Origin of the sequence: Mesobacillus boroniphilus JCM 21738 (assembly GCF_000517385.1) — a bacterium.
Lineage (GTDB): Bacteria > Bacillota > Bacilli > Bacillales > Cytobacillaceae > Mesobacillus > Mesobacillus boroniphilus.
This window is the reverse complement of sequence record NZ_BAUW01000052.1, coordinates 1-12,869: the sequence shown is the minus strand read 5'-3', so window position 1 is coordinate 12,869 and position 12,869 is coordinate 1. Positions and strand designations below refer to the sequence as shown.

Below are 12,869 nucleotides of genomic sequence, written 5' to 3'. Positions count from 1 at the left end.
CGAAATGTGAAATTTAATTCACTAAATCGTAACCGTATTAATTTGAATAAACTTCCGGCTTCAGAATACCGATATATGGAAGATTGCGGTATTTTTCCGCATAATCAAGGCCATATCCGACAACGAACTCATCAGGAACGATGAATCCAACATAGTCTGCATAAATATCGGCTTGCCTTCCTGTTGGTTTATCCAACAGAGTGACAATTTTGATCGACTTTGCCTTGCGGTATTTGAACAACTTAACTAAGTAACTGAGAGTCAAACCGCTGTCGATGATATCCTCGATGATCAGGATGTCTCTTCCTTCTACGGAAGTATCGAGGTCCTTTAGGATTTTCACCTCACCGGAAGATACCATGGCATTTCCATAGCTGGAAACATCCATGAAGTCCATCTCAAGATACGTATCCATGCGCTTTAGCAGGTCGCCCATGAATGGCATTGCACCTTTTAAAACACCAATCGCCAGTGGAAAACGGTCCTTGTACTCATCAGTTAATTGAGCAGCCAGCTGCCTGGTCTTTTCCTGGATTTCCTCTTCTGTAAATAATACTTTTTCAATATCATTTTTCATCATGATCCTTGTGCCCCCTGGAAGATATCAGTACTTTATATAGGTTAATAGTAATAACCTGTTCCCTTTTGTTGATTCATGGTTTGATTTTTTCAGGCCTGGAAGCCAAAGAATCCCGCCTTCCCTGTCTGTGACAATCGGCCATTCATCTCTTTGGGATAATGGAATTTTCATATCGATGAAAATATCCTTTACCTTTTTTGAACCCGCCATCCCCTTCAATGATATCCTGTCGCCATTTTGCCTTGTCCGGATGATCAGTGGAGTTCCTGTTTGCTCCAGGTCAACGATAAAACAATCATTGGAAACATCCATGTCATGAGCACCATTGAGCAATTGAGCATCAATGCCCCCGCCATTTGGCAATCTAAGCTGATCTGGCCCGGATAATTCGAAGCGATAGCTTTGCCTTTCTGGCGGATTCAATTCGAAGTGGCATTTCCCATACGATCGTATGATTCTTAAACCGCTGGGAAAATCAAGAGTTCCAGATGGATGGGGATTGCGAATTATTGAAAAAATCTTCTCAATATGTATAGCGGAAAGAGAAGCAGGTCGTTCATTGTAAAGATAATTTAATATTAGTTTAATCCCTCTTCTTTGTAAAGGCATTGGCATTTCCTCAAAGGAACTAATACAAACACTTATCCTTTTGCCCTCTTTCTTCATTACTTTATTCAATTCTTTGCTTGTTAATTCAATAAGATAATCTTCATCCATTTGCAGTTCCTCGCTGAATCGCTGGAAGTGCTCATGGACTGCTGCATTCTCTTCTTTTAAAAAAGGGAGTACAAATTTTCTGAAACGATTCCTGCTATAGTATGCCTTTTCATTGCTAGGATCGATTCTTGGTTGTAAAAGATTCATGGAGCAATACTCTTCCAATTCTTCTTTTGTCAGGCATAAAAATGGCCTGAAAATCGTGAACGGACCAAATTTCCGCGAAAAAGGTATTCCTGCCCTGGCTTTCCCGGAACTTCCCCTGGTTAGCCTCATCAATACCGTTTCTACCTGGTCATCACCATGATGGCCCAATGCAAGGTACTGAAGCTGATGCTTTTCCATAACTTGCTCAAAAAAGCTGTATCGGCAGGCGCGGGCAGCCTGCTGGGAACTTAGCCCTGTCTCGCGCATATAGGCAGGCACATCGATTCTTTTCATCTCAAAAGGAATATCCCGTTTTTCACAAAAGTCTTTTACAAACAGGGCATCCTGATAAGACTCATAACCACGGAACATATGGTCCACGTGGACAGCCACAAGCTTCAGGAAATTCCGTTCCCGCTGCTCGGATAAAAAGTGGAGCAGTGCGAGCGAATCCGGACCTCCAGAAACCCCAACTGCAATGGACATGTTATTCAGCTGAAAACTATGCCTTTCGAGGAAGGCTTTTACCTTTTTATCAATCATCTTATTCTTCCTTACTAGCATTGCCGGTTTAAGACTATACCCATGCCGGCAAACCATTAATCATCTAAATAACCAGGTTTATTATTTTTCATCTTAACATTTTTAACCTTCTTTTTTCAAAAAACAGAGTTGTATCCCTTATATACGGACACAGCTGCAAAAAGTTTCAAAAAATCAGGTAATCTGGCTATAAATATAGAAAAAATACAATAAAGAGATAATCAGAATGATGGTTGCTGTTTCAAGGGCCGAGGATTTTTTCTTTTTCTTATTGTTTCCCTTCCTTGTTTGTCGGCCAGCTGAACTTGGTTTTTCCCTTGATGGACTTGGGTTTATATGTTGTTGTGCTTGCTTTTGCTGTACAGCAATTTTCTTCGCTGCTGAACCTGGCTGATGGACCTGCAGCAGATCAGACCTCATCTCCATGGCTGATTGATAGTTACCGGTAAGCGCGTTATAGATTACCTTTTCATAATTCATCAATTCCCGACTATGTTTCACTTTATCCATGATTTCGCTTATTCCGCCGGACTTTTTTGTGAATCTTTTTGGATATGCGGTGTTCACCATTATCATACCAACAGCGAATAGATCATATCCTGGCTCTGCTTTCCTGCTGCCAAGCCCCCAATAACCCCGGTCGAAGAATTCGGTGAATTCTTTAATCGACCTCCCTTGCATCGTTGTACCGCCGACATCTATGCAACGAATCCTTGCCGGGGGGCCAGTCACTATCAAATTATCCGGCTTCAAATCTCCAAATACCCAGCCATTTTCATGGAGCAACTGCAAATCGGCAAGCAGCTGGAGTATCATCACCCCAGTCCAGTCCGGCCCTTTTTGCTGCAGGAAAGCGAGGAAATCTGGTCCTTTAATGAATTCCATTGCATAAAAGCTGACTTTTTCCCTGGACGTTCCCAATCATCTACATCCAGCAAAGAAGGCCCGAGGGCAGATCCCTGGACCTTGGAAAAAGATTTCAACACATTGACCTCAGAAGTGATCGACATTCCATTGTCACTCATTTTCAACGCGACTTGTTTGTTGTTGTACCTAGCCAGATAAACAATACCATTCGCTCCAAAACCAAGCTCTTTAATGATTGTATATCGATTGTGATGCCATTTCCCTTCGATGATCGTACCAGGAATGACCTTACACAGATTCTTCAAAGAAGGATTCATCATCACCGGACAATAGGCTCCTTAGGGATCTTTTTTTATTGAAATGGGAAAGTGCTTCGCGAATGGCAGGTCCTGTTGGCGTAATGCCTCCCGTAGACAACTTGGCGAAAATGCTTGTGAGCGACTCAAGCTTCGGTGTCCAGTTCAGCAATTTTTCGACTTCATTTCGTTTCCCGGGAAATACAAATACTGAAAACCGGTTGTCCCCTGACCTTGCATTCAAGCTTAAACTCAAGTCCAGCAAGGCTTCTTTTACTGTTGGAAGCTTATGCTTCATACTTGCGCTTGTATCGACAAGAATCAACACATCGAGCTCGACTGTTTCCCCAAGCTCGTCCACAACCTCCATAACCTCGCCTCGCTGATCCGGGGGAAGGTCTTCCACTGTTCGGCCGCCGCCAAGGATTTGCTGAAGTTCCTTGTTCACTACTCCCTGAAGAGTCTGGGTCATTGCTTTCCTAGTCACCATCTGGACCGTCTGGGAAAGCTGCTGTGCATAGACAATCTGGCTGACTCCGCCGCCTGACATGGCAATTCCCTCGATCTCTGTCATGCCCTGTTCATCTATAACATCCTGTTCCATCACACCAATTACGTTAATACTAATTCCTTGTTCCTTTGCCAGAGCCGCCATCGCAATTGGATCTTCACCCTGGTTTGAGCAGCCATCTGTTATGAGTAATATTTGCCTGATTGTACCTGTTTTCATGCAATCTCCTCACTTCCAGGCTTTTTTCACATTTTCACAATCTAGTAAAAGGAAAAAGCCTTTAATAAATTTGTTACCATTTTCGACGAAGTAGAGGAGAATTATACATAAAGGAATAGTATATTGCTCAAATTAAACAGTTAAGCTCTTTTTCGATAATTGGTCACTGGAATTGAAGCCCATTTTGGGATATTGTGATCGATCTTTGCGACAACCACTGTCATATCATCCTCAATCAAACCATCGCGGGAACGGATGACTTCCTCCATAATCAAGTCTGCGATTGCCTGCGGATCTTCTGTCTGAAGCTCATTGATTTTCCGTTTCATCCATAAATCATAGTTTTCGACATGCTTAGGCCCTTCGAATACCCCATCGCTCATCATGACCAGCAGGTCGCCTGCCTTCAGCTGTTCGCCAACAACATCTACATCGAATTCCTGCAATATTCCCATCGGCAAATTGCTGGCCTGCACTTTCATTACCTTTCCCCCACGTTTGATGAAGCTTGGCGTCGAACCGATTTTCAAGAATCTGGCAGACGCATTTTGCAGGTCGATCATGACCAAATCGAGGGTAGAGAAAATTTCATCGGTTGTCCTTAACGATAAAATCGAATTCACTGACTTGATTGCTACTTTTTCTTCAATACCGGATTGCAGGATTTGCTGCAGCAGCAATAAAGTATCCCTGCTTTCGGAATGAGCCCTCTCCCCATTACCCATTCCATCACTGATGGCAATCGCAAATTTCCCGCCGCTCAACTCAATCGTGGAATAACTGTCACCTGATATAAGATCCCCATCCTTGGCCGCATGTGCCACTCCAGTGGACACAGCATAAGCTTTGGCAGATCGGAATGTCACATGGCAAAAACCATTCGGGAATGTCGAACATTCTTCTGAATTGACAACGATGTTTTCTTTCAGGATATCGGAAAGCATCGGTGCGATTAACTTTTCACACTCGCCATGTCCCTGGCAATATGGAATTGTCATGTCAATATCCACATTCCCTTGTTCGAGACTGTAGATCTCAACATGCTCGATATGGATGCCGAACTCCTGGAGGGCCTCGAGTATTTGTTCTTCTTGTTTCGAGTGGTTTTCGCGTTCACGCTGGATTTCTTTAGCGAAATCTCCCATTACCTCTGAAACACCAAGCAATTGGTCAGCCACAAGCCGCCTGCTTTCCTGGACCTGTTTCTTGAGTTTCTTGTTTGCCTGATAATGGGTCAGCTGCTGCTGCATGATTTCCATTACCTTTTTCGACCTAGTACAATGCTTATCCCATTCGCGGGATAGTTTTTGCGGCACTGCACCGGAATTTTGATCCATCTCTTGCATAATCTCACTCATATAGTCATAGGTTGTATTAAAGTTCCTTGTCCAGCAATGGTCTTTCTTAAAGCATGTCTGGCACGTTTTCTCTGTGACATTGCTCAAGAAATAATCCATATCGCGGTCAGTTTCAATCGTTTCATCCTGCACCTGAAGTGTAGAAAAGCTTTTTGACAGCGCTTCAAAACATTTGAGAACTGGACGACACGCTGTGCTGTCACATCTCTCATTTTTCTCATATATTGCTGCTGCTCAGCTGAATGCTCCGGAGTACCTGGAATATGTTTGGCGATTTTTGACGTAAGTGATTGAGGAGTAAGGAAGAACAGCAAGACTGCCGCCGCTGATTCGGTCAGCGTCCGGCCAAGCGCACCTCCGCCCTCGCCATACATGCCAATTAGCAGTGTGGCGATAAACAATCCAAGTGCTACCCCTGTTTTCCTCCCCTCTTTTAGCAAGCCGCCAAGCAAACCAGCGAAGGCCAGCAGGCTCATATGGTAAAAACTCGACACGTTCGCGAGGCTGAAAATCAACCCTGTTACGACTCCGACTGTGGAACCCACTGTGGCACCGGCGACAAATGAAAATATGAGGACCAGATACCGGGACATTACGTGCTCTACCGACAAATCATAGATTGTCCATCCAATTGTTCCTGTCATAACTGAAGCAAGCATTATGATCAAACAGACTATTTCCTCCGTTTTCAATAATTGCTTGCGCTTGCTGGCTGTCATCAATGGAATGCTTTGCATGAAGATGAATGTCAACACAAGTCCAAGACCAGCTTCGACTCCAGTCATCATTCCTTCATACAAAGTGATATTTCCTGACAAAATCAGAACTTTCAACATTTTGCCTATTAAAATAGTAAAAAATATATAAAACGGCAGGACTTTCAAAGAGTTCTGGATCCATTTTTTCGTCAATTTGTATAACAGTAAAAATAAGAATACAGAACCAAAGGTGAAGAAGGCGTCAGTAAATGACAATGTTGCAGCTCCAGCAACCAACCCAAACAGTGCAATAGGCGCACGGTCTTTTCGGATAAGATACACAGCCGCAAAAAATGGCAGGCCAAAAGGGGTCAACTGAGCCAGTATCAAGGCACGGCCAAGCAAGAATCCAATGATCAGAAAGATATAGCCTTTTTTCAAGAAAAGGTTCTCAATTTTGGATTGCAGCTTCGACATGCCTTTCGTAAGCCTGAATCGTGATTCCTCGAGATGAACTTCACCGATTGGTTCCATCAAGTTCCTTTCTACCTTTTGCATTTAATACACTCCCCGTTTTTTTATCGTTGGTGACTATTATAAAAGGGAGCAATCCAGAAGTTTGTCAAAAATAAGGACAAGCATTAAAGTTTCGTTCGACGCATTTCCCCGAAAATAAAGCAATTACTCGAAATACCACGGAATGTTTTACCCATCACTTCAAACTCCGCTAATATTTACCTATTAATATTTCCTTCTTTTCTTTCAAAAATCCATTGACACTATTTTAATATCTATGTATTATATTCCTTGTGCCTCAAAATACATTATCAATATGGCGGTGTAGCTCAGCTGGCTAGAGCGTACGGTTCATACCCGTAAGGTCGGGGGTTCGATCCCCTCCGCCGCTACTAAGAAAAGCGTAGGCGATTTCTTAACTCCGACAAGATTTTGACGGGCTAGTCTCCGAAGTTTGATTATTATAACGGCCCCTTGGTCAAGCGGTTAAGACACCGCCCTTTCACGGCGGTAACACGGGTTCGAATCCCGTAGGGTCATCACACTAAAAACCTCGTTCCTTTTCCAGGAGCGAGGTTTTTTTATGTATTTCCAAGCATTGCAAGGACATTGCTTTTACTCTTTTTCACTTTCTTGTTCATTTTCGGGCAATGCAGACACTCTGCTTTTACCCCTTTTCTCTTTCTTGTGCATTTTCGGGCAATGCAGACACTCTGCTTTTACCCAAATTTACTCTCGCGCTGTTTTCGGGTAATGCAGCGACTTTCCTTTTACCAAAATTCACTTCTGCTCCATTTTCCGGGCAATGCATCCCCTAAACAAAACAAAACAAAAAGACAAGCCCTTTAAAAGACTTGTCTTGGTATAGCATGATTCCTGCTATTATATATATTCACTTAGCAGCAAGTTACCCTCTTCTAGCTCCTCTTCCACCGCGCTTAGATTCAGTAGCACGTTTTAGAGAAGACAGGCGGTCTTCACTGTCCTTCAAGAATTTCGCCATTTTTGATTCGAAATTTTCCGGACGGGCATTGCGGTTGTCGTGCCCTCTTCCGCCGCCGCGTGGTGGACGTTGAGAGTAAGGTCTTGATTCAGATCTTTCTGGTCTTGCAGGTCGTTCTGGTCTATCAACAGCCTTCTTGATAGATAAACCGATTTTACCGTCTTTTTCAACATTGATAACCTTCACTTCAACCTGGTCGCCCACTTTGAGGTGGTCATTAATGTCTTTTACATAGTTGTCTGCAACCTCACTGATATGGACCAGTCCAGTTGAGCCTCCCGGCAATTCCACAAACGCCCCGAAATTTGTAATACCTGTTACCTTTCCCTGTAGCTTGCTGCCTACTTCGATTGACATAAAAAAGTTTTGCCTCCTTAAAGATATAAAAATCAACTTACATTATATTATACAGAATATCAAAAAAGAGTGTCAATAAGGCGAATCTTGGGAGTCCTCTTTCTCTTTGGGAAGGTTGAAGATGATTTCGTTCTTTTCGGACAGGAAATATTCTTTGCGGGCAAGCTTTGCTATGTATTCATCATCGTTCAATTTGACGATTTCCTCATCCAGAATCTCCTGCTTTTTTTGAAGGCTTGCTATCTTTTGTTCAAGCTGATCCTTCTCCGTCTGCTTCTTTTCGAGCGCTGCTGACTGGGAAATGTACGTTGAGATCATCAAATAAGAGATGACCGAAGCGAAGAGAGCAAAGACTGCGAGGCGCCTGAAAAGCAGTTTTCGCTTTCTGGATTCTGCAATGCCTGCTTTTTCACGCTGCTGTACATATTGATTTTCTATCCTGGCTATGTTCTTTTTCCTGATGACACCCATTCCCCGCAGTCCTCCTTATAATTTATTTTTTAAAGTTCTTTATCCATTTTATCGGCTTACTAGAATAATTCTTTACTATAATTAGAAATCCTGCCAATTTATTATAAAACTTCTCGACGCTTTTTTTAACTCTTTTCGGCAAAAGTTTCCAAAAAGGCAAGAATATCATACTAGCTGGTTTCCAAATCAAATTGTTCAACAGCCATAGTAAAACGCAAGAAGCCATTTTCCTAGAGCGTAAAGCCCCCTTCCCGTCAAAAGCAACAGTGATAAGGCGGTGGCAGCCAGAAGCTGGAGCGGCCTTATCACAAGCATCCTGATTGCCTTCACAATAAACACATAAACGTTGATCGTGATGGCAATGGCCCTCTCAAGCAACTTAAGATACATATTTTTGAAAAGACTCTGGTACGCTGCAAAGCCGCATAACAATGCCAGGAAGATATAAAACCGCAATTCTCCCATATTCACTGAAAATAAGACATAAAATATCGACAGACCCTGGAACACCCAAAACAAGATGTCATTGATAAAGACAATCCACGACTTTCGTTTCGACCTTTTCAGAAAACGATTATGTGTATCTAGTGAAGCTCCGAATAGAGTGCCCATCCAGATCATGGCGAGCATGGTCAAAAATTGAGTCGAAAGCGTCATCGGAATAACTTGCTAAAGAAGCCTTTAGCCTTCTCCCCATGCTGGTCATCAAGATAGACCAGGTCAAAGATTTTCCCTTTGATCGACACAATTCCTTTGTCGACGTCCAGATTCTTCATTTGGAGATTTTGACCCTTGATCGCAAGGAATCCCATGACAGTCTCTAGTAAAAACTCTTCATTGTCGAAGCTTTCAACCTGCTTTACTCCCGTAATATCAAGTGTCCGTCTGCCTCTCATCACTAAATCATGGTCTGGCAAATTACTTTTTGTCTGGTTCGTTTCATAGTATTGGCTCATCATTACCCCTCACAATCATAATGCACTTTTGTACATGTTTATGATTGGATTAGGGAGAATAGAACAAGCCTTCACAGGAAGCTTGGCTTACTCTTCATCGTCCCCCGGGATACGTTCTTCCCCCAGAAGGGTATACATTCCGGTCGCTTCATCCTTACGGGAAGTTTCCTGGATCCGCTCGATTCTTGCTGAGACGACTTTTTGTCCAAAGCGAATCGCCAATTCATCGCCCACTTTTACATTTGTACTCGCTTTCGCGGGCACACCATTGACTGAAATCCTCCCCTGGTCTGATACTTCCTTCGCCAATGTTCTTCTTTTGATCAATCTTGATACCTTTAAAAATTTATCCAGCCTCATCGTAATTAAACCCCTTTATCATTATTGGTTTGATTTACCTTATAAACCTCCTGTTTTCGCTTCTTCCCAGAAAGCATCCAATTCATCCAATGTGTAATCATCGACACTTCGCCCATTCTCTGCTGCTTTTTGTTCGATAAAAGCAAAGCGGCGCATAAACTTCCGGTTGGCTTTGTTCAGTGCCTCTTCAGGATTGATGTCATAATGCCTTGCGAAGTTGACGAGCGCGAACAATAAATCCCCGTACTCCAACTGGATATCTTCATGAATGCCCTTTCCAGTGATTTCTTCGGAAAGCTCGTCGATTTCTTCCTTTACCTTGTCCAGGATCGGGGCCACAGTCTTCCAGTCGAACCCAACTTTTGCAGCTTCCTTTTGCAACTCATATGCCTTAAGAAGATTCGGAAGCCCTTTGCCGGCTCCCTCCAGCATGGAATTTACGGCACCGCCTTTTTCCTGCTCCTTGATCTCCTGCCAGTTTTTCAAGACCTCAGCTTCATTTTCAGCTGTTTTATCCCCGAACACATGAGGATGCCTGCGAACCATTTTTGCAGACAGGCCTTCAATGACATCATCGATGGTAAAATAGCCTTCATCCTCACCAATCTGTGCATGCAGCATGACTTGAAGCAGCACATCTCCCAACTCTTCAATCATATGATCGATATCATCATTATCAATCGCCTCTAGTAATTCATACGATTCTTCAATTAAATACTTCTTTAATGTTTGATGAGTCTGCTTCTTATCCCAAGGACAGCCATTCGGACCGCGCAGTTCTGATATAATTCCACGCAGCTTCAGAAAATCCTTGTATAAAATTTGCTCATTTACAACAGGAGGAACATAAACAGATGTCAAATTACTTAGCTCCATCTCCCTGTCGAGTTCATATAATGGAACTTTTTTGATGACTTCCTCACTGCTTCCGGCAGCAGTCACGATGTATACCTCATAATCATCAGGCAATTTTTCCATAAGCGTCAGCTTGACGTCAGACGCAACGAACGCGTCATACACCTGTCCGATAATTGTGTGGCTCTTTAGCAGTAAATCTTCTTTTGACAGTGCGGTGCCGTCAAGAAGCTGGAAGCCTCAATCGGATCGATCGCCAAAGACTGGAACATGGCGTCAAGGAAGCTCTGGCCTCCGCCAATTTCAATTTCCGCATCACGCTTTGGTCCTCGTTCGAGCAGGAGCTGTACGGTGCGCTCTGCAATCAAAGGATGTCCAGGAACAGCATAGGTTACAGGCGCTTTTTCTGCTTCTGCAAGCAAAGTCTCTGTTATCTCTTCATATACATCCGAAAACTGGTCATGTTTTTCATATACATCATCGAACGATTGAAACTGCAATCCTTCCCTCTCCAGCTCCGCAACGACCGGATGCTCTTTTGTCCGCAAAAACAGGTTTTTCTCCTGCTTCAATTTTTTATATACACCAAGCGGCAGCTGGTCAAGGTCACCCGCGCCCAGTCCGATGATCAATATCTTGTTTGTCATATCCATACTTCCTCCTACAAAGGCTCTATTTAGAGAAAAACTGGACAATTCTGCTGCCAAATGGCAAAGTCACTAGTTCATCTTCAGTCAAAGCCCTGGTTTTGATCAAAATAAAAAAGTAAACAAGTGCTCCCACAGCTATTGAGCTTAACGCCTGAAATACAGCTCCGAGCCTGTCTGGTTCAATATATCCATATCCGAAATCCGTTATAAGTAAAAATAAGCGCAAAACGACAGCCATCACTGCCGAGGAAGACAATACTTTCGCTATAAAAACAAGCGATAGAAAAGGCTGCCCCAGCTCACGTCTTAGTTTATTTATCAGGATAAACATTACAGCCACCATTGCGGCCAATGTGGCAATAGCTGCACCCATTGTTCCGGCAGTGGGAATGAGCATCAGATTTAATATATATTTCAAACCAAATCCGGCAAGAATGACTCCAGCCGGAAAAATGGACTTATCAAGCCCCTGTAAAATGCTCATAATCGTCAGGATGACAGAGCCAAATAAAATCATCAAACTGAGCACTCCGAGAACATTGGACCCATCCGCATTCTGAAACAGCATGATATTTACTGGAACGATAATGCTGTATAAGCCAACCGCCGCCGCAGCGCCAAATATCAGGCTTGTCTGAAGCGCAAGCCTGACTCTGGGAAGGACTTTTTCCCGGCGGTTACTTGATTTTTCACCAGATATCGCCGGTACGAGGCTTAATGACATCGAAGTGGCGACAACTGTCCCAAGCTGGATCAGCGGCTGCCCTCGGTCAAAAATGCCTTTTGCCGATTTTGCTTCCTCCGCAGTCAGTCCCGTTGCCAGCAATGAGGAGTACATATTCAAGGAATCTGCTAGCTGAAGCAATATTAACAGCATCCCACTAATGCTTATCGCAAATCCCTGAATGATCAGTGCTTTTACGACCCATGCTGCTTCCTGGAATAGATCCCTAATATGAAAACGCGTAAAGGGATTGCCACCTTCATTTTTCAGATATAAAAAAACGAGAATCGAAACGGAAATGACTCCGCCGGTTATTGACCCGAACACAGCACCGGCACCAGTGATATAAAGAGAGAAGCCTTGCTCTACCAGGAGCGCTGACAGGATCAGAATGGTCGCAACACGGATGAATTGTTCAGAAACCTGGGAAATCGCAGTCGGAACCATGTTTCCCTTTCCCTGGAAGTATCCCCTGAACACAGAGGTGAACGGGAAGATCAGGAATGGCACGGAGACGACCTTGAATAAAGGCTTTAGTTCTGGGTCACCGATTTTTTCGGCAATCCATCCAGAGCCAAAGTAGAAAAACAAAAAGAGCAGTACTCCAACCATGCCGAGGAATACAAATGAAATGGCCAGAAGCCTTTCCGCCCTGCCAGTATTCCCTGCAGCCTGCTGCTCCGTATAAAGCTTTGATATTACAACTGGAAATCCATATGTAGATAAAACCATGACAATCCCAAAAAAGGGATAAATCTGCTGATAAATATAAAAACCAATGTCCCCGACGATATTTTGAAACGGGACACGGTAAACTGCACTCAAAATTTTTGTAACAAGGGCTGCCAGAGTCAGGATCATGGCTCCCTTCATCAGTTCCTTAGAATCTGCAACGGGCTTCATCGTCCAGCTCCTTCCAATTATCATTTTCAACCGTATTATATCACAAGGGTAAAAGCGACGGCTTCAAGCGTGACAGGCAACATCAATTTGTTAGAAGAATGTAACATAGAAAAGCGCAAGCGCTTGGTCAGACCCGAC

The 12,869-nt window shown here is 43.4% G+C and carries 9 protein-coding genes, 2 tRNA genes and 3 pseudogenes; 2 read left to right on the top strand and 12 right to left on the bottom strand.

Annotated elements, in window-relative coordinates:
* Positions 1-37 precede the first annotated feature (37 nt).
* From hpt to spoIIE, 5 genes and pseudogenes are all read right to left on the bottom strand, one after another.
* The gene (hpt, locus tag JCM21738_RS14020; protein WP_243463033.1) at positions 38-577 is read right to left on the bottom strand and encodes a hypoxanthine phosphoribosyltransferase; all 540 of its coding nucleotides are present in this window, start codon (positions 575-577) and stop codon (positions 38-40) included.
* 27 nt (positions 578-604) lie between these two features.
* Positions 605-1,987 carry a tRNA lysidine(34) synthetase TilS gene (tilS, locus tag JCM21738_RS14015; protein WP_023613298.1) on the bottom strand — a complete coding sequence of 461 codons (1,383 nt, stop codon included), beginning with the start codon at positions 1,985-1,987 and terminating at the stop codon, positions 605-607.
* Between the two features lie 174 nt (positions 1,988-2,161).
* Positions 2,162-3,174: pseudogene (prkT, locus tag JCM21738_RS14010) on the bottom strand (serine/threonine protein kinase PrkT).
* A complete protein-coding gene (locus JCM21738_RS14005; RefSeq protein WP_023613300.1) occupies positions 3,143-3,880 on the bottom strand; it encodes a vWA domain-containing protein in 738 nt (245 codons plus the stop codon). Before JCM21738_RS14005 ends, prkT begins: the two are co-directional and overlap by 32 nt.
* A gap of 140 nt (positions 3,881-4,020) precedes the next feature.
* Positions 4,021-6,494, bottom strand: a pseudogene (gene spoIIE, locus JCM21738_RS14000) (stage II sporulation protein E).
* 276 nt (positions 6,495-6,770) lie between these two features.
* Between spoIIE and JCM21738_RS13995 the strand changes: the two are divergent.
* Both JCM21738_RS13995 and JCM21738_RS13990 read left to right on the top strand, forming a co-directional pair.
* Positions 6,771-6,844: transfer RNA gene (locus tag JCM21738_RS13995), tRNA-Met, on the top strand.
* 75 nt (positions 6,845-6,919) lie between these two features.
* Positions 6,920-6,992: transfer RNA gene (locus JCM21738_RS13990), tRNA-Glu, on the top strand.
* 367 nt (positions 6,993-7,359) lie between these two features.
* Here JCM21738_RS13990 and JCM21738_RS13985 read toward each other — a convergent pair.
* From JCM21738_RS13985 to JCM21738_RS13955, 7 genes and pseudogenes are all read right to left on the bottom strand, one after another.
* Positions 7,360-7,812, bottom strand: a complete 453-nt coding sequence (locus tag JCM21738_RS13985; protein ID WP_023613302.1) for a S1 domain-containing RNA-binding protein — start codon at positions 7,810-7,812, stop codon at positions 7,360-7,362.
* Positions 7,813-7,884: 72 nt separating this feature from the next.
* A complete protein-coding gene (locus tag JCM21738_RS13980; RefSeq protein ID WP_023613303.1) occupies positions 7,885-8,283 on the bottom strand; it encodes an FtsB family cell division protein in 399 nt (132 codons plus the stop codon).
* A 195-nt stretch (positions 8,284-8,478) separates the two neighbouring features.
* A complete protein-coding gene (gene yabQ / locus JCM21738_RS13975; RefSeq protein ID WP_439646003.1) occupies positions 8,479-8,940 on the bottom strand; it encodes a spore cortex biosynthesis protein YabQ in 462 nt (153 codons plus the stop codon).
* On the bottom strand, positions 8,937-9,239 hold the full coding sequence (yabP, locus tag JCM21738_RS13970) for a sporulation protein YabP (RefSeq protein WP_023613305.1): 303 nt from the start codon (positions 9,237-9,239) through the stop codon (positions 8,937-8,939). Before yabP ends, yabQ begins: the two co-directional genes overlap by 4 nt.
* Before the next feature lie 87 nt (positions 9,240-9,326).
* Complete coding sequence (locus tag JCM21738_RS13965; RefSeq protein WP_023613306.1) at positions 9,327-9,599, bottom strand: RNA-binding S4 domain-containing protein; 273 nt, start codon at positions 9,597-9,599, stop codon at positions 9,327-9,329.
* Between the two features lie 39 nt (positions 9,600-9,638).
* Positions 9,639-11,101, bottom strand: a pseudogene (gene yabN, locus JCM21738_RS13960) (bifunctional methyltransferase/pyrophosphohydrolase YabN).
* Positions 11,102-11,126: 25 nt separating this feature from the next.
* Positions 11,127-12,731, bottom strand: coding sequence for a putative polysaccharide biosynthesis protein (locus JCM21738_RS13955; RefSeq protein ID WP_023613308.1), 1,605 nt, complete (start codon positions 12,729-12,731; stop codon positions 11,127-11,129).
* Positions 12,732-12,869 lie beyond the last annotated feature (138 nt).